The sequence below is a fragment of the Limnospira indica PCC 8005 genome, assembly GCF_000973065.1.
Taxonomy (GTDB): Bacteria; Cyanobacteriota; Cyanobacteriia; order Cyanobacteriales; family Microcoleaceae; genus Limnospira; species Limnospira fusiformis.
This window is the reverse complement of sequence record NZ_FO818640.1, coordinates 222,829-244,578: the sequence shown is the minus strand read 5'-3', so window position 1 is coordinate 244,578 and position 21,750 is coordinate 222,829. Positions and strand designations below refer to the sequence as shown.

The 21,750-nt window shown below is 45.5% G+C and carries 18 protein-coding genes and 1 pseudogene; 12 read left to right on the top strand and 7 right to left on the bottom strand.

Annotation, left to right across the window (positions count from 1 at the left end; translation table 11 throughout):
• Window positions 1-10: 10 nt before the first annotated feature.
• The 3 genes from XZ46_RS33695 (at window position 11) to nrdR (ending at window position 1,007) form a co-directional block, all read left to right on the top strand.
• Window positions 11-274, top strand: a complete 264-nt coding sequence (locus XZ46_RS33695; protein ID WP_006622051.1) for a hypothetical protein — start codon at window positions 11-13, stop codon at window positions 272-274.
• Entirely contained in the window at window positions 250-345 is a 96-nt protein-coding gene (locus XZ46_RS27850; RefSeq protein ID WP_006619121.1) for a photosystem II reaction center protein T, read from the top strand. Before XZ46_RS33695 ends, XZ46_RS27850 begins: the two co-directional genes overlap by 25 nt.
• A 131-nt stretch (window positions 346-476) precedes the next feature.
• Window positions 477-1,007, top strand: a complete 531-nt coding sequence (gene nrdR / locus XZ46_RS01075; protein WP_006668667.1) for a transcriptional regulator NrdR — start codon at window positions 477-479, stop codon at window positions 1,005-1,007.
• A gap of 352 nt (window positions 1,008-1,359) precedes the next feature.
• Here the strand turns inward: nrdR and XZ46_RS36180 are convergent, their stop codons facing one another.
• A complete protein-coding gene (locus XZ46_RS36180) occupies window positions 1,360-1,566 on the bottom strand; it encodes a hypothetical protein (RefSeq protein ID WP_039932516.1) in 207 nt (68 codons plus the stop codon).
• Here XZ46_RS36180 and XZ46_RS37420 point away from each other — a divergent pair.
• Window positions 1,525-1,653 carry a hypothetical protein gene (locus XZ46_RS37420; protein WP_006622053.1) on the top strand — a complete coding sequence of 43 codons (129 nt, stop codon included), beginning with the start codon at window positions 1,525-1,527 and terminating at the stop codon, window positions 1,651-1,653. The genes XZ46_RS36180 and XZ46_RS37420 overlap by 42 nt on opposite strands.
• A 59-nt stretch (window positions 1,654-1,712) precedes the next feature.
• Window positions 1,713-2,567 (top strand): glutamate racemase, encoded by an 855-nt coding sequence (murI, locus tag XZ46_RS01065; protein ID WP_006622054.1) that lies wholly within the window; start codon window positions 1,713-1,715, stop codon window positions 2,565-2,567.
• Window positions 2,568-2,655: 88 nt separating this feature from the next.
• Here murI and fabF read toward each other — a convergent pair whose 3' ends face one another.
• Together fabF and acpP are read right to left on the bottom strand one after the other, a co-directional pair.
• On the bottom strand, window positions 2,656-3,912 hold the full coding sequence (gene fabF, locus XZ46_RS01060) for a beta-ketoacyl-ACP synthase II (protein ID WP_006622056.1): 1,257 nt from the start codon (window positions 3,910-3,912) through the stop codon (window positions 2,656-2,658).
• A 54-nt stretch (window positions 3,913-3,966) separates the two neighbouring features.
• Window positions 3,967-4,215, bottom strand: coding sequence for an acyl carrier protein (gene acpP / locus XZ46_RS01055; RefSeq protein ID WP_008051917.1), 249 nt, complete (start codon window positions 4,213-4,215; stop codon window positions 3,967-3,969).
• 210 nt (window positions 4,216-4,425) lie between these two features.
• On the opposite strand from acpP, the gene XZ46_RS01050 reads away from it, so the two are divergent.
• The 4 genes from XZ46_RS01050 (at window position 4,426) to glmS (ending at window position 9,738) form a co-directional block, all read left to right on the top strand.
• The gene (locus tag XZ46_RS01050; protein ID WP_008051915.1) at window positions 4,426-5,337 is read left to right on the top strand and encodes a CoB--CoM heterodisulfide reductase iron-sulfur subunit B family protein; all 912 of its coding nucleotides are present in this window, start codon (window positions 4,426-4,428) and stop codon (window positions 5,335-5,337) included.
• 269 nt (window positions 5,338-5,606) lie between these two features.
• Window positions 5,607-5,852, top strand: coding sequence for a photosystem I iron-sulfur center protein PsaC (psaC, locus tag XZ46_RS01045; protein WP_006616272.1), 246 nt, complete (start codon window positions 5,607-5,609; stop codon window positions 5,850-5,852).
• Window positions 5,853-6,399: 547 nt separating this feature from the next.
• Entirely contained in the window at window positions 6,400-6,942 is a 543-nt protein-coding gene (locus XZ46_RS01040; RefSeq protein WP_035759917.1) for an REP-associated tyrosine transposase, read from the top strand.
• A gap of 864 nt (window positions 6,943-7,806) precedes the next feature.
• Window positions 7,807-9,738 (top strand): glutamine--fructose-6-phosphate transaminase (isomerizing), encoded by a 1,932-nt coding sequence (glmS, locus tag XZ46_RS01030; protein WP_008051903.1) that lies wholly within the window; start codon window positions 7,807-7,809, stop codon window positions 9,736-9,738.
• Window positions 9,739-9,760: 22 nt separating this feature from the next.
• On the opposite strand, the gene XZ46_RS33690 is transcribed toward glmS, so the two are convergent.
• The 3 genes and pseudogenes from XZ46_RS33690 to XZ46_RS01020 all read right to left on the bottom strand — a co-directional run bounded on the left by XZ46_RS33690 (window position 9,761) and on the right by XZ46_RS01020 (window position 14,183).
• Entirely contained in the window at window positions 9,761-9,886 is a 126-nt protein-coding gene (locus XZ46_RS33690) for a DUF433 domain-containing protein (protein WP_228116447.1), read from the bottom strand.
• A 635-nt stretch (window positions 9,887-10,521) separates the two neighbouring features.
• Window positions 10,522-10,797, bottom strand: a pseudogene (locus XZ46_RS37910) (hypothetical protein); the annotation flags it as partial.
• A 107-nt stretch (window positions 10,798-10,904) separates the two neighbouring features.
• A complete protein-coding gene (locus XZ46_RS01020; RefSeq protein WP_008051900.1) occupies window positions 10,905-14,183 on the bottom strand; it encodes an EAL domain-containing protein in 3,279 nt (1,092 codons plus the stop codon).
• Window positions 14,184-14,809: 626 nt separating this feature from the next.
• Between XZ46_RS01020 and XZ46_RS01015 the strand changes: the two genes are divergently transcribed.
• Together XZ46_RS01015 and XZ46_RS01010 are read left to right on the top strand one after the other, a co-directional pair.
• Window positions 14,810-16,135: an FAD-binding oxidoreductase gene (locus tag XZ46_RS01015; RefSeq protein WP_006668663.1), complete on the top strand. Its 1,326-nt coding sequence runs from the start codon at window positions 14,810-14,812 to the stop codon at window positions 16,133-16,135.
• A gap of 58 nt (window positions 16,136-16,193) precedes the next feature.
• Complete coding sequence (locus XZ46_RS01010; protein WP_006622073.1) at window positions 16,194-17,600, top strand: (Fe-S)-binding protein; 1,407 nt, start codon at window positions 16,194-16,196, stop codon at window positions 17,598-17,600.
• A gap of 378 nt (window positions 17,601-17,978) precedes the next feature.
• On the opposite strand, the gene XZ46_RS01005 is transcribed toward XZ46_RS01010, so the two are convergent.
• On the bottom strand, window positions 17,979-20,879 hold the full coding sequence (locus tag XZ46_RS01005; RefSeq protein WP_228116446.1) for a response regulator: 2,901 nt from the start codon (window positions 20,877-20,879) through the stop codon (window positions 17,979-17,981).
• A gap of 453 nt (window positions 20,880-21,332) precedes the next feature.
• On the opposite strand from XZ46_RS01005, the gene XZ46_RS01000 reads away from it, so the two are divergent.
• Window positions 21,333-21,749 (top strand): secondary thiamine-phosphate synthase enzyme YjbQ, encoded by a 417-nt coding sequence (locus XZ46_RS01000; protein WP_006622075.1) that lies wholly within the window; start codon window positions 21,333-21,335, stop codon window positions 21,747-21,749.
• The last annotated feature ends 1 nt before the right edge of the window (window position 21,750 follow it).

Sequence of the window (21,750 nt, the reverse complement as noted above, 5' to 3'; positions counted from 1 at the left end):
TGTTGAGTAGTTGTCAGGACAGGTTCATGGGTATATCAAGACTGGTGGCAGCCTTCCTCAATGGTTGGCGATCGCCTCTGGTGAAGATATCCGACCTGTCCTTTTTTTGGTGAAACTCCCGAAAAAATATCCAACCCCTCCCTATTCTCCTAGACTGGGGAAATTGGGGATTAAGTTAGGGCAGGTTTTTCAGAGTGGCATCAAGACTGATAGACTGGTAGTTAACCCGGGATATGAGGAAACATTGACATGGAAAGTGTTGCATACATATTAGTTTTGACGCTGGCTCTCGGCGTGTTGTTCTTTGCCATTGCCTTCCGGGAACCCCCCCGCATTGGTAAATAAGTCGCCAACAGCATTTGATTTTCTGATTCCAATTGGGTTGTAAGGGGTATGCTTCTTAGAACCCGATTGGATATGGCTTTCGTAAATCAATCAGCATCCATGGCAAAATCTGAGTTTAAAGGACGTATATTATGCAATGTCCCGTTTGCCAACATACCAGTACCCGTGTGTTAGAATCGCGATGGGCTGAATCACTGAAAAGCATCCGGCGACGGCGGGAATGTCTCAATTGTAAACACCGTTTTACCACTTATGAACGCATCGAGTTGGTTCCTTTAACGGTGATTAAGCGTGACGGACGGCGAGAATCTTTCGATGGTTCCAAATTGTTACGGGGTTTAGTTCGTGCCTGCGAAAAAACTGGCATCGCTTCTTCTGAACTAGAAACCATGATCGAAGACATAGAAGCAGAACTCCAACAGCGTGCCACCCGCGAGGTTTCCAGCCCAGAAATTAGTGAGCTTGTACTCGATCGCCTCAAACCCATAAGTGAAGTGGCTTATATTCGCTTCGCCTCAGTTTACCGGGAATTCCAGGGAATACAAGATTTTATAGCATCCCTGACTGATTGGGAACGGACACCCGCAGTCATTCCAGAAACTTCTGACCAACATCTACCCACTGAAAGCAACCACCCCACCCCTAGCCCAGTCATGAGGTAGGCTCCTCCCAGGTATACCGAAGGAGGGCCAGGCAGCTCATTGCTAAAGTCAGAGTTTGATGATGTCATCCGCTCAACTCTGGGGATAATCTTACCACAAATATGCTGAAGTCAGCACCCCCGGCTGAAGCACAGGGGCTTCGTGCCCCCCTTTCAGGTAGCTGACCAGCTATAGCCTTAACTGGCTACGTTCAGAGCAAGAGTTAAAGTTCCTACCCTGGAATGCGTGCTAGTTCCAGGCCCTAGAACCGAATCGTTAAACATCTCTAAGGGGTTAAGGACGTGCGATTTGGATAGTACCGACTCTGAACATTGGCGTTCGCGCAGCGTGCGCGTTAGCGCAAGCGCAAACATTACCCCGCAAGGGAGTCGGAGCCAACCATAGCTCCATGGAGGGGCAACCATACCCCTCCACCCCGCAAGGGGGTGCTGGCGGCGGTCAGCCGCTTGAGTCGGTTTTCCTCTCCGCGATCAATCACGGAGCTTCCAACCCTCCCAGGAGTTTTACGTGAACAACAATGGGGAGTATTTTTGTTGCTACCCTTGATGAGGATGATAATTTTGGCGACAGTGTTCGCCGTATTAGTCCCGATCATGTACTTTTGAGTGGAACAGATTTATCTGTTAAGGCAGGTCGGATGTCTTAGTTGTGCTCCACAACAGCACATCTAGCCTATCAAACATAATAACAAGTGCCAGGCAACCGATGACAAGGGATAAACGAGGACAGAAAATCGCCATTTTTGATAGTGGTGTGGGGGGTTTAACGGTTTTAAGGGAATTGTATCGGCAACTTCCCAATGAATCGATTTTGTATTTTGCGGATACGGCACGATTACCTTACGGGACACGATCGCCTGAAGAGATTGTGCAATTTGTCCGCGAAATTATTACTTGGGCAGTCGCTCAGGATGTTAAAATGGTGCTGATGGCTTGTAACACCAGTTCCGCCTTGGCTTTAGAAGTCGTTAGGTCTGAGTTTGATATACCAATTTTAGGCTTAATTTTACCCGGATCCAGGGCAGCTATCAGTCAGGGTGAGCGGATCGGGGTAATTGCGACCCCAGCGACGGCGGCGAGCAATGCCTATCGTCAGGCGATTCAAGAAATCAACCCGGCTGTGCAAGTTTGGCAGGTTGGTTGTCCGGCTTTTGTTCCGCTGATTGAACAAAATCGCATCCATGACCCTTGTACATTAGAGGTGGCGCGAGAATATCTAGCCCCTTTAATACAGCAGCGTATTGATACCCTAATCTATGGTTGCACCCACTATCCCCACTTAGCTCCGGTGTTGCGATCGCTATTACCAGCTTCGGTAAAATTAGTTGATCCAGCAGTGCATTTAGTCGAAGCAGTCGTCCAGGAGTTAGAATTACTGGGATTACGCCATAGCGACCTACCGCGACCGACCCGTTTTTGTGTAAGTGGCTGCGCGGAGCAGTTTGCTAATCTGTCGGTACAATGGCTAGGATATACACCTGCGGTCGAGTCGATTACCTTACCAACCCTTACCTCTGCGGGGGTGGAAACAGCCATTTCTGTGGGGGATGGGATAATTTAGTTGAGAAACCCGGTGGCTCAGAAAAATCTGGTGTTGACCAGAAAATTGACTGAGAGAAACCGGGTTTCTTTGGGGGTTGTAGCCTGTTCTAACTGTCCTTAAACTTGCGGAATGCTAAGGTGATGTTATGACCCCCAAAACCGAAGGAGTTAGATAAAGCCACCTCGACAGTTTGGCTGCGGCTGTGGTTAGGAACATAATCTAAATCACATTCAGGATCGGGATTTTCCAGGTTAATGGTGGGGGGAATTTGGTCATAGGCGATCGCCAATACCGCCGCCACTGCTTCAATACCCCCAGAACCTCCTAACAGGTGTCCCGTCATAGATTTAGTGGAACTCACCGCCACTTTATGGGCGTGTTCACCCAGAGCCGTTTTAATGGCTGCTGTTTCCGTCGGATCATTAGCGGGGGTGCTGGTTCCATGAGCGTTAATATAGCTAATTTGGTCAGGAGTTAATCCCCCATCTTTCATCGCCAAAGCGATCGCCTTAGCCGCGCCGATACCACCCGGAACCGGGGAAGTCATATGATAAGCGTCGCAAGTCATACCATAGCCGACAATTTCGCCATAAATGCGAGCGCCGCGACTCAGGGCATATTCCAGCTCTTCCAAAACCAGTATTCCGGTACCTTCACCCATAACAAAACCATCTCGTCCCACATCAAAAGGACGACAGGCATGGAGAGGGTCATCATTGCGAGTAGACAAGGCTCGTGCTGCCGCAAACCCCGCCACGGACAGGGGAGTGACAGCCGCTTCTGTACCGCCACAGATCATCGCCTGAGCGTATCCTCGTTGAATTAGTCTAAAAGCATCTCCCACCGCATTAGACCCGGCTGCACAGGCTGTTACCGGGCAGCTATTAGGTCCTTTAGCTCCCGTATGTATAGCAGTGAGTCCAGCCGCCATGTTAGCGATCATCATGGGAATCATAAACGGGCTGCATCGGTCTGGGCCACGAGTTAAATAAACTTCCTGCTGATCCTCGAGAACTTTGAGTCCCCCAATGCCTGTACCAATCATGATTCCCACCTGGTCTGCATTCAGGTCATCAATTACTAATTCCGCATCAGCGATCGCCTGTTTACTCGCCGCCACTGCAAATTGAGCAAACCGATCCATGCGTTTGGCTTCTTTGCGCGAAATGTAGTCACAGGGATCAAATCCCTTCACCTCTCCAGCAATGCGACAATCATGGCGTGAAGCATCGAATAAAGTGATAGGGCCGATTCCATTACGCCCAGTTAACAACCCCTCCCAATACTCAGTAATGGTATTACCTATGGGAGTAATTGCCCCGAGACCTGTAACAACAACGCGCTTGCGGTTCATATCAGTCATGACTTTTCTATCAGAAGTTAACCACCCAGAATGCAGAACACAGGCAAATCCTCCCTAGGCGGAGGCTGTTACCTTAGCATCAATAAAACTCACCGCGTCTTGGACTGTGGTAATTTTTTCGGCTGCTTCGTCAGGGATCTCGATATCGAATTCCTCTTCCAATGCCATAACCAGTTCTACTGTATCTAACGAGTCTGCGCCCAAGTCATTGACAAAGTTCGCTTCTGGTGTTACCTGTGCCGCATCAACTTCTAGTTGCTCGGCGACAATTTTCTTAACTGTTTCAAATGTATCTGAACTCATGGAATTTTTCCTCTATAGGATGCCGCGTATTCCATATTATCGGAAAGCGTAATCCCCGCGATCATCATTTTCTACTTTTCTGGTAGATTCTGCTCCTGGGGCGGAGGCAACCTTTATGGTTTCTTTAGGTCTGCGATCGCTCCCTAGGGTAGATGATATATTAACAATGGGTGCTTCCCCCCCCCACAGTCAATTCATAAAAATATTGCTATGTCATCTTCTGTCAAACTCAGATATGCCTATTTTCCCGGTTGTGTCGCTCAAGGTGCTTGTCGGGAACTTTATCAGTCAACCCAAGTGCTGACCGAAACTCTGGGAATTGAGTTAGTCGAGTTAAAAAAAGCCTCCTGTTGCGGTTCGGGTACTTTTAAAGAAGATTCTCAACTCCTCGAAGATACTGTCAACGCCCGAAATCTTGCCCTAGCCGAGGAGTTGAACTTACCCCTACTCACTCACTGTAGCACCTGTCAGGGCGTGATTGGTCGGGTTGATGAACGCCTGAAAGACTATCAGAATAGTGATCCGGCTTATCTGGAAAAGGTTAACCAACTTCTGCAAAAGGAAAGCTGCACCCCCTACAAGGGCGCAACCGAGGTTAAACACTTATTATGGGCTTTGGTGGCTGATTATGGTTTAGCGGAAATTGAGCGCCGGGTGACTAGGAAGTTATCCGGTTTGAAATGTGCGGCTTTCTATGGCTGCTATCTCCTGCGCGCCCAACATCAGTTAATCTATGATGACCCTCATCAACCCGAGTCTATGGAAAATGTGTTCCGGGCGCTGGGGGCTACACCCGTTTATTATCGGGGACGGACTCAGTGCTGCGGTTGGCCGATTTCTAGTTATGCTACCAATGAATCTTTCCAAATGGCGGGTAATCATATCGAAGAGGCGATCGCCGCTGGGGCTGATTGTATGGTCACCCCCTGTCCTCTGTGTCATCTTAACCTAGACTCCCGCCAACCAGAAATCTCGAAATTTATGGGGCGATCGTTCAATTTACCGGTCCTTCACCTTCCCCAAATCATTGCGATCGCGCTAGGTATCAGCCCCCAAGCCCTCGGTTTAGACAACCACATTGTCTCCACCACCCCCGTATTAGAGAAGATCATGAACAATTGACAATTGAGAATTCTGCCTCCCCCTAAGATAGGTGTGGGTGAGGGGTAGTTTTTCCCGTGTTAGGGAGAAATTCAGCAAGTTGGCAGTTCCCTGTTAGGTCCGCAAAATATTACAGAGTTTAAAGTTTTGTCGCCTTGTGTATCCTGAAAGGCAAACACTAAGCTAAAGTGATCGAAGATATACGATAATCCTGCTTTGAGCAAACCGTTTAATCTGCATGTATATGTAGATACGGTCAAAACCTGATATCTTTGGGAGAACTTAATTCAATGTCTCATTCCGTCAAAATTTACGATACCTGTATTGGTTGCACCCAGTGCGTTCGTGCTTGTCCCCTGGATGTCCTAGAGATGGTTCCCTGGGACGGCTGTAAAGCTGGTCAGATTGCTTCCTCTCCCCGTACCGAAGACTGCATCGGTTGTAAGCGGTGTGAGACTGCTTGTCCTACTGACTTCCTCAGTGTTCGGGTTTACCTGGGTGCTGAAACCACCCGCAGTATGGGTCTGGCTTACTAAAGTGGATCTGATGGCAGTTACCCAAATCTTTTTAGGGTTAAACTGCCTCCGCACAGTTTCACGGATTTATTTGATGACTCACAGAGGGCTCTGTTCCCTCTTTTTTTTGTCTCCGTCCCCCTGTAGGTTGGGTGCAACCCAACAAAGGAGTAGGTTGGGTGAAGCTGTAGGTTGGGTGCAACCCAACAAAGGAGTAGGTTGGGTGAAGCTGTAGGTTGGGTGCAACCCAACAAAGGAGTAGGTTGGGTGAAGTTGTAGGTTGGGTGCAACCCAACAAAGGAGTAGGTTGGGTGAAGCGCAGCCGGGCCCAACAAAGCCCCTCTGTGTAGTAGAGTAGGTTAGGTGAAGGGCAGCGTAACCCAACAAATAGGGTTTGTATTTGTGTGGAAGGAGAGTCGAACCCAAGCCGTCAGTTACAGCTTGTTCACCAGTAGCTTAATACATTGCCCTCACCCTAAATCTGGATCCCAGAGAGGGAGAGGGACTTTGAGAGGTTATCAGATGATTTCTGAACAGGCTGTAACCCATGCACGCACCCACTAAAATTATGAAATATCGAAGAGCTAAAATAGAAGGTGGCACATACTTTTTCACTGTGGTAACAGACAGGAGACGAGAGTTTTTGTGCTTTCCCGAAAATATCTTATTATTAAGGCAGGCTGTCCGAGAAGTGATGGCGGAATATCCTTTCGATATAAATGCCTGCGTTATCTTACCGAACCATATACACTGCGTATGGACTTTACCAGAAGGCGATCGCGATTTTTCTAATCGGTGGCGTTTGGTGAAAAACTATTTTACCCAAAAATGCGATCGACAATATCACGGTCAAATTTCGGCATCTAAACAACAGAAACAGGAGAAAGCGATTTGGCAACGTCGTTTTTGGGAACATTGCATTGTGGATGAAACCGATTTTATTAATCATGTTGAATACATTCATTATAACCCGGTTAAGCATGGTTTAGTCAAAGCCCCAAAGGATTGGCAGTATTCAAGTTTTTTAAGGTATGTTCGTCAGGGTATTTACGATATTAATTGGGGTGCAGAAACGGAGATTGTATTTGATGCGAATGTGGGACGGGAATAAATTTTAATAAATTGGTATTATGTACCACACCCAACAGAGGGTAGGTTGTGTGCAACCCAACAGAGAGTAGGTTGTGTGCAACCTAACAGGGGTAGGTTGTGTGAACCCAACAGGGGTAGGTTGTGTGCAACCCAACAGGAGTAGGTTGGGTGCAACCCAACAGAGGGTAGGTTGTGTGAACCCAACAGGAGTAGGTTGTGTGAACCCAACAGGAGTAGGTTGTGTGAACCCAACAGGAGTAGGTTGGGTGCAACCCAACAGGAGTAGGTTGGGTGCAACCCAACAGGAGTAGGTTGGGTGCAACCCAACAGAGGTAGGTTGGGTGCAACCCAACATGGGTAGGTTGGGTGCAACCCAACAGAGAGTAGGAGTAGGTTGGGTGCAACCCAACAGAGGGTAGGTTGTGTGAACCCAACAGGAGTAGGTTGGGTGCAACCCAACAGAGGGTAGGTTGTGTGAACCCAACAGGAGTAGGTTGTGTGAACCCAACAGGAGTAGGTTGTGTGAACCCAACAGGAGTAGGTTGTGTGAACCCAACAGGAGTAGGTTGGGTGCAACCCAACAGGGGTAGGTTGTGTGCAACCCAACAGAGAGTAGTGCAACCCAACAGAGGGTAGGTTGGGTGCAACCCAACATGGGGTAGGTTGGGTGCAACCCAACAGAGGGTAGGTTGGGTGCAACCCAACAGAGAGTAGTGCAACCCAACATGGGGTAGGTTGGGTGCAACCCAACAGAGAGTAGGTTGGGTGCAACACGACATCGGGTAAAGTTGGGTTTCGCTGCGCTTCACCCAACCTACAACTACAATTATGGTATAATCGCGCAGAACCCCAATGATCTAAGTTTGAGGAGTACCAAATACTAATGTGTGGAATTGTTGGTTATATCGGCACTCAAACCGCTACAGATGTTCTCATGTCTGGGCTGGAAAAACTGGAGTATCGGGGTTATGACTCGGCTGGACTCGCTACGGTCTGGGAAGGTCAAATTAATTATCTTCGGGCTAAGGGTAAACTCTATAATCTACGCGATAAGTTAAGCCAGGTGGAAATGCCAGCCCAAATTGGTATTGGTCACACCCGCTGGGCTACCCATGGGAAACCAGAAGAATATAACGCTCACCCACAATTGGACCCCTATGGACGGGTGGCGGTGGTTCAAAATGGCATTATTGAAAATTATCGGGAACTGCGGGAAGAGTTGAAGGGAAAGGGATATGAGTTTAAATCTGATACCGATACGGAGGTAATTCCTCATCTGATTTCTGAGTTTTTATCACATCTATCTAAGCCGGAACCGGGTTCCCCTTCGGTTTTTTTTGAGGCGGTGCGTCTCGCGGTTAAGCGTTTGGATGGGGCTTTTGCGATCGCTGTTTTATGTGCAGACTATCCCAATGAGTTAATTGTTGCCCGCCAACAAGCACCCCTTTCTATTGGCTTAGGACAAGGGGAATTTTTCTGCGCTTCTGATACTCCCGCTTTAGTTCCCTATACCCAAGCTGTTGTCAGTTTAGATAACGGCGAAATGGCTCGGTTGACTCCTTTGGGGGTTGAGGTTTACAGTTTTGACGGGGAACGTCTTAATAAAAAGCCCCGTATTCTCAACTGGAGTCCGACTCTGGTAGAAAAGCAAGTCTTTAAGCATTTTATGCTCAAAGAAATTCACGAACAACCAGGGGTCGTGCGAGACTGTCTCAATGCCTATATTCATGATGATTGGCAGGTTCCAGAAACTAGCAAAACTTCCAAATCTGCGACTGTTAATAAGAGTTTATCTCCGATTAATTTGAACCTCCCTAATGCTTTATGTGAGGGTGTGGAACAGGTGCAAATATTGGCTTGTGGTACCAGTTGGCACGCCAGTTTGGTGGGGAAATATCTATTAGAACAGTTGGCGGATTTACCAACAACAGTTCAATATGCTTCCGAGGCTCGTTATTCCCCGATTCCACTGCGACCTAATACGATGACTATTGGGGTTACTCAGTCGGGAGAAACTGCTGATACTTTGGCGGCGTTGGCTATGGAACAGCAACGCAGAATTAATGCTGGGGCGGCGTTTGCTCCCCGTTTATTAGGGATTACTAATCGCCCGGAAAGTTCTTTGGGGCAAATGGTTCCACATTTGATTGATACTAGGGCGGGTATTGAAATTGGGGTGGCGGCTACTAAGACTTTTTTGGCTCAATTGATAGCCTTTTATTTGTTGGCTTTGGATTTGGCTTGGCGACGGCAGACTATATCGGTATCTCGCCTTGAGGAAATTATTAAGGGTTTGCGACAAATTCCTTCTCAAATTGAGTTGATTCTGAGCAGTCATGAACAGGATATTGGGGAACTTTCCCATGATTTTAGTGATACTCAGGATTTTATTTTCTTGGGTCGGGGAATTAATTTTCCCATCGCTTTGGAGGGTGCTTTAAAACTCAAGGAAATTAGCTACATTCACGCGGAAGGATATCCGGCGGGAGAGATGAAACACGGTCCGATCGCCCTGTTGGATGATAAGGTTCCGGTAGTGGCGATCGCTATGCCTGGTATGGTTTATGAAAAGGTGATTTCTAATGCTCAGGAAGCTAAAGCGAGGGATGCTAGATTAATTGGAGTGACACCCAAAACCAGCGGCGAGTCAGCGGAGATTTTTGATGATTTATTATCAGTCCCGGAAGTGGATGAGTTATTATCACCCATTCTCACAGTTATTCCCCTGCAATTGTTAGCTTACCACATAGCGGCACGACGGGGCTTAGATGTAGACCAACCTCGCAACCTCGCTAAGTCGGTGACAGTGGAATAATAGATAACGATTTATGGTAAAATTAACCCATAGCAGCCTGTGAGTTAGATTCAAATAAAATGGCTTGTTGAATTTGCCAGGGTTGGCAGTTATAATCATCAGCAATATCCTCGATAGAGTCCCCGGCATCAAACAGTTGAGTCAGCACCCCCGGCTGAAGCACGGGGGCTTCGTGCCCCCCTTTCAGGTAGCTGACCAGCCTAAGCCTTAACTGGCTACGTTCAGAGCAAGAGTTAAAGTTCCTACCCTGGAATGCGTGCTAGTTCCAGGCCCTAGAACCGAATCGTTAAACATCTCTAAGGGGTTAAGGACGTGCGATTTGGATAGTACCGACTCTGAACATTGGCGAAGCAAACATTACCCCGCAAGGGAGTCGGAGCCAACCATAGCTCCATGGAGGGGCAACCATACCCCTCCACCCCGCAAGGGGGTGCTGGCGGCTAAAGCCGCTTGAGTGACAATTTTGGTGGGAATGCCTGTTCCGGTGATGGTAGGTTTACCAAAGGAAATATTAGGATCTATGATTAAGACTTTATCCCGGAAGTTGTGGCTATGATCGTTGATGATAGGGAAGAGTCTGGAGGCGATGTCTTGTTCATCCCATTCTATGCGAGTTAACAGATTATTTAAGACCTGTTTCATGGCTAATTGTCCCGAACGGGAGGCATTAATTAGCCGTTCAAATTGTTCGATAAAAATGTCAACCCCATCGGTGCTAAATTGTTTTTGAACAAGGGGATGTTCTGTTTTAAATTGTTCGCTTATGTAGTCGAGGGCGAGTCTAACTTGACGAAGGGGGACGTTATGAACGGTGCGAATGACTCTGAGGACGTGAGCTTCAACTAGGTTGGTAAAGGAGAGTTGGGGAATATTCGGTTGAGGGCGTTGGATGAGGGGTAAGAAGTCTTGATCTCCTTTTTGGGTGGGGTAGCTGCGTCCATTTACCCATGTTTTGAGGGTAGGTAGGGGGATATGAAGATAGCGGGCAGTATCGGCTATCGTGTAAATAGGAACATGATAGAGATTTTGTTGAGTTAGCAGGGATGATGTTTTAACCATCGGTTGTGGGTATATTGCGGATTAGCAAAAATAGTAGGCTTGGTTAGAATCACGATATTTTGAGATTATAGCCAATAGGTGAGGTAGGGGAGTGTAACCGGTTGGGGTTAACTGTTCCGTTGCAGATAAGCCCTAAATTGGGCGGGTGGTAGAGGTTTACTAAATAGATATCCCTGACCGTAATCACATCCTTGATTACAGAGAAAGTCGAGTTGGGCGGTGGTTTCAATGCCTTCTGCTACCACGACTAAGCCTAACCCATGAGCCATAGTAATCATGGTTTTGACTAGAGCGATCGCATCTTGATCATCGGGAAGATCCGAAATAAATGATTTATCAATTTTCAAGACACTAAAAGGAAATCGCTTTAGATAACTAAGGGAGGAATAACCTGTGCCAAAATCATCGATCGCCAAACGGATTTTGAGGTGATTCAGTTGTTTAATTAAACTTTGCACTCCCGGAACTTCTGCCACCAGGGAACGTTCCGTTATTTCTAACTCTAAGCAATCACTACTCAGACCATTATTAGCGATCGCCTCTATAATCACATTAACCAGGTTAGGGGTCCGTAACTGACGGGGAGACATATTCACCGCCACCCATAACCCATTGTTTCCCTGTTGATGCCAATTAGCCACCTCTTGACAGGCTTGTGATAAAATCCACTCTCCCAAATCTACAATTAACCGACTTTCTTCAGCAATAGCAATAAACTGGTCAGGTCTAATATTTCCTAGTTCGGGATTATACCAACGCATCAAAGCCTCAGCCCCAACAATTTGAGAGGTATTCAGATGAATAAAAGGCTGATACACCACAGATAGTTCATTTCTGCTTATGGCATGACGAAGCTGATTTTCAATGATAATCCGACTTTGAGCCTCATCATTCATATTTTGAGTAAAAAATGCGAAAACATTACGGCCTTCCTGCTTCGCTGCATACATAGCCGTATCTGCATTTCTCACCAATGTACTGACATTCTTGCCATCTTGGGGATAACTAGCAATACCAATACTGGCTGATATAAATGCTTCTTCACCGCACAGATTAAAGGGTTCACCCAATACATCTAAGACCTGATTAGCAATATATTCAGCCTGTACTAAGTCATCTAACTTGGGGATAATCAATAAAAACTCATCACCACCAAGTCGCCCTACTGTATCAGTTTTGCGGATACATCCTCTTAATCTCATCCCGGCTTCTTTTAACAAAAAATCTCCTAATTCATGACCTAGGGTATCGTTAATATTTTTAAAGTGGTCTAGGTCAATAAACATCACCGCGACGTTACTATGATGAACTTGAGCCTCGGTAATTGCTTGTCGTAGTCTATCAAAAATTAAAGTTCGGTTCGGTAGGTCGGTCAGAGCGTCATAGTTGGCTTGATGGGCTAAAATTTCCTCGTTATGTTTCTGTTGAGTAATATCTTCTTTAACTGCGATAAAGTGGGTAATATAACCTTCTTCATCTCGCATCGGACATATAGAAGCGTGTTCCCAGAAGAGTTCTCCGTTTTTTTTCTTATTGTGAAACTCCCCAGACCACTGTTTCCCTGATGTAATCTGTCTCCATAACACATCATATTCCGGTTCTGTGGTGTAGCCAGATTTCAGGATGCGAGGATTTTGACCGATTACCTCTCCTGCTTTATATCCGGTGATTTCTTCAAATTTCGGGTTCACATACTGAATATCTCCCTCGGAGTCGGTAATCACAATAGAGACCGGACTTTGATCGCAAGCGCGGGAAAACATTTTCAGCTGATCTTCGGTTTTTTTGAAGTCGGTAATATCTGTTAAGGATGCTAGATAGGCTGTTTCCTGTTCCCAAGAAATTTCTACTACTCGCATACGGACGATTTTTAGCTGTCCATCCTGTCTCAAAATTTCTAATTCGGTTGATTCTTTGGTGACTAGGGGAATACCTATCAGTTCCCCTTCCAGTTGGCTGGCTGGGCGACCGAATAAAGCCTCGGCGGCGGGGTTAATGAATAGGGCGCGTCCTTCACGGTTGACTACTACTAAACCGTTGGTACTGGTGCTGATAATGGTTCTCAGACGTGCTTCGCTTTCCCTTAACGCGGCTTCGGCTGTGATGGAAGAGTTAATGATTTCCTGATTCTCGATCGCTTTTATGGTGCTGATTATATGGGTGACTTGACCATGGCGATCGCTTACTGGGGTCGATTCTTGGCTGACCCAGTGCATGGAACTATCTGGTTGTATAATTCGATAGTTCAGGCTGTAATTTTGTTTCATAAATAACGATGTCGTATAGTTTTGCACCCAACCATATAGATCCTCGACATGGATCTGATTCAACAATTGCTCAAAATTTATGGATGTCGGCTGGGGAGTTAATCCTAAAATATGATATAATTGCTCTGATACAATCATTTCTCCCGTGTTCATATTTAAACACCAACTCCCCGTTTTGGTCAGGGCTTGCACTTGGGCTAGGTGCTGCTGCTGTAGCTGCTGGCGTTGGGCTTTCAGCTTGGAATCGGTGATATCTTCACAGATGGCGATCGCTCTGAAATCCGACCCATCTTGACTATCAATTGGGTAGAGTCTCAGGCAAAACCATTCGGTTATATTATCTTTTGTAATCGGAATTTCTGCGACTATTTCTGAGATATTAGTGTCCGCGATTTGGGGCGATCGCTCTCTTAGCCAGGTGTAAATTTCTCGGGGAATTTGAGAATTGACCACTAAGGTTTCATGGGCTTTCCTATTCGCGAAAATAATTTTATGTTCTTGATTAACTATGAAGATGGGGAGATTAATGGCATTAAAAATCATCTCCATTGGGCTGGCTTTAATATGATTAATACTATCATCGATATGCTCATCAAGATATTGGTCAATAATCGTCTGATATTGACGCTGTTTTTCTTGGGCAAAAAATTGCCTCTCAATAGCGGTAAATAAATCCCCGACTACTTGGGAGAATAGGTGTTCCTGTTCACTGCTAAATTCTCCTAACTTAATCAGATTTAAATAGCATTGTCTATATTGTTGGAGAGTTTCCACCATTTCCGCAGCGGAGATATCGGTCTGGGTTTCCGCCGAAATAGCGATCGCACTTATTCCCCCCAGGGTCTGTAAATGTTCCTCCATGTCAGAAACTAGATATCCTGGGGTGAGATCTGCAGTCATCTCAATTAATAGCAGGGAAATGCGGGAAGTTAAACCCTGCACTGACCGTAAGTGAGTTATAATGGAAGGTTGGGTAGTCTGACCGAAACACTGTAGTAACTGCATTACCATCCATTCTTGATGGTTAACAATCAGTTGGTGTAGGGGTTCTACTAAACTCACCCCCAATGGTAGTGAAGCGATCGCATAACGTCTAGGCTGCGGAATTGATATTTTCATAACTTCATAATTATAGCTAATTTTATGTAATCTTCAATCCTGCATAAAATCGACAATTTCCCATTATGATATACCTCCCGATATCTACTTATTAACCCCTAGCAGTAATACTGATTTCCCTAAGTTTGGCTTGAATAATCGGTGATCCCTATCTACTCACAGAAAATACCTATCTGGTCGGATGGCCAGATATTGCCCCAAAATCAGTAGACCTGACATAGTATTCAGATCCATCTTATCCTATTTTGATAACAGTTATAATTTCCTGGAAATCGACTGTCTAAAGGCTAATTGATGCTTTGGCTACCGCAAAAATTTAATAAAAATTTAACGATGCTTAATATTTATTCATATATCCGGTAAAGGCGATCGCTCCCCCGTCGGTAGAGTCCGTAGAGTTGGTAGGGTCGGTGATAGCCTGGTCCTAGTCATGGTAAACCCGCGCCGCCAGTATTATCAATGATTGATTGTTTGGTGGGTTTAGGGCGGGTCCAGAAAAACCGTCGTGGCCAGATGTAATTGACAGTGGAACCCGTCGCTAGATCCATTATCTATTGTCGAAGAGGTAGGGGGGCAGATTTTCGCAAAACTGCTATAGTGAAGTGTAAAATCACTCAATCTGTGCGATGTCTATAGCTAGTCAGGAATTATCCCAGACATCAAAACCTCTGAACTTAGAGGAAATAGCCACCGTCGCCGCCAACAGTAACCTATGTACTTGGGACGACCTGGATCAATCTGTCCGTGCTAACCTGGAAGCAGCGATCGCCCCAGGTTCAGCTATCCAATGCGTTCTGTATCCCCCCACTCAGGAGGAACTAGCTGCAATAACCACCTATGCGGCACGGCACCAGTTAGGAATTTTACCCTTTGGGAAAGGTAGCAAAATTACCTGGGGAAACCCGGTGAAAAACCCCTCTATTGCTATTAGTACCCAGAAAATCAACCGCTTAGTTGAACACGCGGTGGGAGACCTGACTGTAACGGTAGAAGCTGGTATGCAATATCGGGAACTTCAGCAAATTTTGGCTAAACAAGGACAGTTCCTAGGCTTTGACCCCTGCTATCAGGATGATGCTACTATTGGCGGAATTATTGCTACTGGAGATAGTGGTTCTCTGCGTCATCGATATCGAGGTATCCGCGATATGCTGCTGGGAATTTCTTTTGTCCGGTCTGATGGTAAAATTGCTAAAGCTGGGGGTCGGGTAGTTAAAAATGTCGCGGGTTATGACTTGATGAAGTTGCTAACGGGTTCCTACGGAACTTTGGGCATTATTACTCAAGTTACCCTGCGTTTATATCCCTGTTTAGAAGCATCCCATACGGTCCTGTTAACAGGAGATTCAGATGCGATCGCTACCTGTTTTGCAACTATCTTAGCCTCGGCTTTGACTCCGGTGGCTATGGATTTGATTTCCCCGGAATTAGTGGCTCGCCTCTCTGGGGAAAAATCCATGGGTTTGGCTGTCAGATTTCAAAGTATCCGGGAAAGTGTGGAACTACAAGGCGATCGCCTGGTAGAAGTCGGTAATCAACTCAATTTAAACTCAACTATAATTCGGGAAAATGACGGGGATTTTTGGCAGCAATTAAAACAGCAAATTTGGCAAGGTTCCCAAGGCGATCGCATTATTTGTAAAGTCGGTATCACTCCCACGGACGCAGCCACCACTTTGGCGAAATGTCAAACTCCCGCCGTCATTCATGGTAGCAGTGGTTTGGGATTAATGCGATTTGATGAGACTCAACCAGAGCCGTTGCAAAATCTGCGGCAGTTGTGTAATAATCAAGGTGGTTTCCTGTCGGTTTTAGAAGCACCATTAACCATTAAACAACAAATAGAAGTTTGGGGATACCGGGGAAACGCCTTAGACCTCATGGCTAAGATTAAGCAGCAATTTGACCCCCAAAATCTTCTGAATCATCAGCGATTTATTGCTGGTCTTTAACTTCTGGATTGTTTAGGCGAATTCACTCCGTAGTTTAATCATTCATACCATTTATAAGATGCAAACTTTTGATAAGTCTTCCGAGGCTAATTTAAATCAAATTCCCGCGAAAGAAAGCAACTTTTTAGACCAAAACCCCCACCTAGAACCCTCGGCAAATTTTCCCGGATTTGACAAGAATAATCCGCCGCCGCCAGACTTAATTAATACCTGTGTTCATTGTGGGTTTTGTTTAGCCACCTGTCCTAGTTATCGGGTAATAGGTAAAGAAATGGACTCCCCCAGGGGTAGAATTTACCTGATGGATGCTATTAATAAGGGAGAAGCACCCCTTGCTAAAGCCACCAGCGAACATTTTGATAGTTGCTTAGGTTGTTTAGCCTGCGTCACCACCTGTCCTTCTGGGGTTCAATATGACCGTCTCATCGCCGCCACCCGTCCCCAGGTGGAAAGAAATGTTCCCCGAAATTTAGGCGATCGCTTAATTCGCACATTGATTTTCAGCTTATTTCCCTATCCCGACCGTCTGCGTCCCCTGTTAGTTCCCCTGTATTTATATCAAAAATTGGGGATTAAAAACCTAGTGCGGTCTACCGGATTATTGCCCAAAATCTCCCCCAGACTGGCGGCGATGGAATCAATTTTGCCGGAAATTAACTCTAGTGCTTTTCAGGACAATTTACCCACAGTAATTCCCGCACAAGGGGAAAAACGCTATCGAGTCGGGATGATTTTAGGTTGTGTACAAAGGCTATTTTTCTCTCCGGTAAATGAAGCCACCGCTAGGGTATTAACGGCTAATGGTTGCGAGGTGATTATCCCTAAATCTCAAGGCTGTTGTGCCGCACTTCCTGAACACCAAGGACAAACGGAACAATCCCATGTTTTGATTAAACAAATGATTGATAGTTTTGCCGACACTGGGGTTGATGCTATTATTATTAATGCCGCCGGTTGTGGTCATACTTTAAAAGAATATGGTCACATTATGAGGGATGATCCCGAATATCGAGACAAGGCGAAAGAATTTGCAGGTAAAGTCCGCGATGTACAGGAGTTTTTAGCGGAAGTGGGGTTAACGGCGCACTTATCTCCTTTGGTGGAAGGGGAGGATTTAACTATTGTATATCAGGATGCTTGTCACCTGTTACACGGACAAAAAATTAGCAGTCAACCGAGGGAGTTATTAACCAAAATTCCTGGGGTGAAATTGCGAGAACCTGTCGATGCGGCTTTGTGTTGTGGTAGCGCCGGGGTTTATAATATGTTACAGCCAGAAGTGGCGGATGAGTTGGGACAGCAAAAGGTACAAAATCTGCTCAATACTGGGGCGACTGTAATTGCTTCGGCTAACCCAGGGTGTTCTTTGCAAATTAAGAAGCATCTGGAATTACAAGGAAAGCGGGTTACTCTCAAGCATCCTATGGAGTTATTAGATGATTCTATTCGGGGGGTGAAAATTTAATTCTCCCTGAGATTAGCAAAAGCTAATTAACACAGGTGCGTCAGTCCCTCCCTACAATTAATAATTAATAATTAATAATGAATAATTAATGACCGGGTGGGGCGGGTTTATTTAGAGCCGGGTGGGGAATTGAATTGACAGCAGAACCCGCCCCTACAATTAATAATTAATAATTAATAATTAATAATTAATGACCGGGTGGGGCGGGTTTATTTAGAGCCGGGTGGGGAATTGAATTGACAGCAGAACCCGCCCCTACAATTAATAATTAATGACCGGGTGGGGCGGGTTTATTTAGAGCCGGGTGGGGAATTGAATTGACAGCAGAACCCGCCCCTACAATTGTTAATTATCAGGTGGGACGCAGAAGACGATCGCTTATGGATTTTTCATCATTTCCACAAAGTCTTTCACCAAGTCCAGGTGATGCTGAAGCTGTTTGACTAGGGGTGGGATAGCTTCCAGGTTTTGTTGGGTGGCGAGGTTTTCTAACTCCTGAGAGATGGCGGGAATGTGGAAGATACCAGCATTGGCGCTAGACCCTTTCAAGGCGTGTGCTTGCTGTTTGATTTCGGCAAAATTCGAGGTATTAATCGCTTTATTGAGAGTCTCAATTCGTTGTTGTGCTTGATGGATAAAGGTGGTTAACAGACGATACTTATACTCGGTTTTTCCCTTAAATAACTTATTGAGGCGATCGCTATCAACCGGACAATCAACCGGACTATCTAAAGGTGGCTGATGATTGGCTGTGGTGGGTGTTGGATTTTGGGTTTCCAGACAAACCGGAACCCAACGATTAATCACGTTGACTAAAGCCTGTAAATCAATAGGTTTAGTGATGTAGTCATCCATTCCCACTTGTAGACAGCGATCGCGATCGGAAGGCATTACACTAGCAGTTAAAGCGATAATGATAGGAGGTCGTTGGGAGTTTTGGCTACCGCGAATTCTGGCTGTAGTTTCATAACCATCTAAAATAGGCATCTGACAATCCATTAAGATTAAATCATAATGCTGTGTTTCTAAATGTTGTAAAACCGCTTCTCCGTCCGACACAGCATCAGCGACATAACCCAATTGTTGCAGTTGAGTTAAAACCACTTCCTGATTAACTAAGTCATCCTCAGCTAGGAGAATTTTTAGAGGTATAGAAGCCCTGAGTTTATCGTTAGTTTGGGAGAGATGACAACATGGTGGTTTGGGAGTTTCGGGAAAGGACGATCCCATCAATACATCATCCCAAGACTTATCAAGGTGATGGTCTAAATTAGGGATATCAAGTTCCAGGGCTTTGGCAAAACTTCGCAGTAATCGCAGGGGGGCGATCGGCTTGACTAAATATACAAAATCCCCTAAATTTAACACCTGTTCGGCGCGATTTCGCTGACTAATACTACTCATTAAAATTAGCTGAGTTGGCGAATCACTAGAGGTTTTATAAAGCTGTCCTAGTAATTTAGCACCATGGCGGTCTAGTAACTCTAAATCCATGAGAATCAGATTATACGGGGAACCTTTAGCCTGTTGATGATGCCATTTATCTAAGGCAATTTTAGAGGTATCTGCTGTCTCTACTTGTATTCCCCATGGCTGAGTTATGCAGCTAACTGAATGCCTGACTAAACTACTATTTTCAACTACCAATAAACTCATATTTTTCAATTCTTTGGGGGCAGAAGTTTCCGATAATTCCGATGGTAAAAAAGTGGCGTTAAACCAGAAAATAGAGCCTTCTTCTTCTTGGCTCTTAACCCCAATTTCACCCCCCATTAAATTCACTAAGTGCTGACAGATTGATAAACCTAATCCCGTGCCACCATATTGACGATTAGTGGCGGAACTAGCAGGGGAAAAAGGCTGAAATAATTGGGGTTGAAGTTCATCAGAAATCCCCATTCCTGTATCTTCTATGGCAAAGTAAATATTAATGTGATCTTGACTAATTACTCTGGGAGTCACTCTGATAATAATATGACCGGATTTGGTAAATTTAATAGCATTATTGACTAAGTTAATTAGAACCTGCTGTAAACGCATCCCATCACCCTTTAAATATCGGGGAAGATTCGGTTCTAACAAAATAATTAGTTCTAGTTGTTTATCCTCAGCTTTAACCGCCAACAGATCCACTACGGTTTCTAGGCAATCTTGTAAATCAAAGTCATGGGATTCTAGGTGAGTTTCTCCGGCTTCTAGTTTGGATAAATCCAGAATTTCGTTAATTACGGTTAATAGATGTTTGGCGCTGCGATAAATGGTTTGGGTGTAATCTTTTTGTTGGAGTGTCAGATGAGTTTGCATTAACAATTCAACCATCCCCAAAACTCCACTCATGGGGGTGCGAATTTCATGACTCATTTGCGCTAAAAATCGAGACTTGAATTGAACGGCATTTAAAGCAGCGTTGCGAGTTTCGATGAGATTATTTAAGGGGATAATTACTAGAATTATTCCCCCAACTTCTCCAGAATTACGATACCAAGGTCCCACAGTCCAACCATCATACATCAGAGAACCATCCTCACGAATCCAGGAATCCTCTAAAGCCGACACTTTTTCGCCGCGCAAGGCTTTTTTATGGGCTAACTTCCAGTCATTTTTTACGTTAGGAAATACATCATAATGATTTAAACCGATTAATGAGTATATCTGCGGCTTTAAATGCTGAATCCATCCCTCTGAATAAGCCAGGTATCGCATTTCTGTATCAAACATGGCGATGGGTAGGGGAAGGTAGGATATCAGTTGTTGTAGTCGTTCACATTCTAATTCTTGTTCACATGAACCGTCGGGACTACAAGCTACGGGTTCCCCGGTGACGATCGCACCTAGAATTTCTCCGCAATAATTACGCCAAGGAACTATTTGGAAATTAACTTGCTGTTGTCGTCCGTCACTACCCAATAGGATATGATGTACATGAACTTGCTGTTGAGTGGCGATCGCTTGCAGATAACGGAATTTCACCCCATCACGGACTGATTCTGGTAGACATAGCATCCAATAATTGCGATCTATCACTTCCTCCCGTCGATAGCCGGAAATTTCCTCGGCGGCATGATTCCACTCGACAATCTTGCCTTCTAAAGATAGTACAATCACAATACAACCCATCTGCTGTAGGAAAGACTGCGATCGCTTGATAGTGTCTATTATTTCCGCGCTGGCGGGTTTTCGCCATCTAACTAAGGTCAAACTGGCGACCATACTAATCATGGCGCTAATACCAAGGGTAAGGACTAACGGATCGGAGTTGGGTGGAGTTGGGAGAAACATTGACTGACGCACTCTTTAGCGGTTAGGGTTGATCCATAATAGGTGGCTCTTTAGGGTGGCTCAGAGGCGGTAAATGCCGATAATAACCCGATAATTCCCTTCTGACCCACCTTTTAGGCTGATTGATAGTGATGCCACAATATAATCTAGGTATAGGCTGTAACATAAGTTCAAGATTAACATAATCGGGGGTAAAGTGGGACACACTAGATCGTCTCCCCAGCCTCCCGGCGGAAATTAACGCGGAAATTCCAGTTTTCCACCGGGGGACCTTTAGCTAAACTTGCTTTCGTGCTGCGGCTTCGGAGGTGGAAAGCTCGATTTGTCCGTCCCTGAATTGTACGGGAGGGGTTCACCAATAACCTGCTGGAAATAGTCGCGCGTATAAACCCGCCCCTATTAGGAATCGCCGCGCCTTTAAACCGGAGATGATGTCAATATGGAGATGGTTGTATGAATCAGTATCAACACTTTCTGAAAATTAAGACCCAGGGGAAATCTTTGGCTAAAATTACCCGTTATATTCAGGAAGCTGTAGAAACATCTCAGATCCAAACGGGTATTTGTACGGTATTTATCCGCCATACTTCTGCTAGTCTCATTATCCAAGAAAATGCTGATCCTGATGTGTTAGAAGACCTGGAAAATTTCCTGTCTAAATTAGTGCCAGAAGGAGATTACTACATCCACAGCGCGGAAGGACCGGACGATATGCCTGCCCATATTCGTAGTGTTTTAACTAATACATCTGAGCAAATTCCCATCTCCCAAGGACGGCTAGTATTGGGAACTTGGCAAGGACTATATCTCTGGGAACATCGCCGCCGTGGCTCCTATCGAGAACTGGTAATTCATATTATGGGGAATTAGT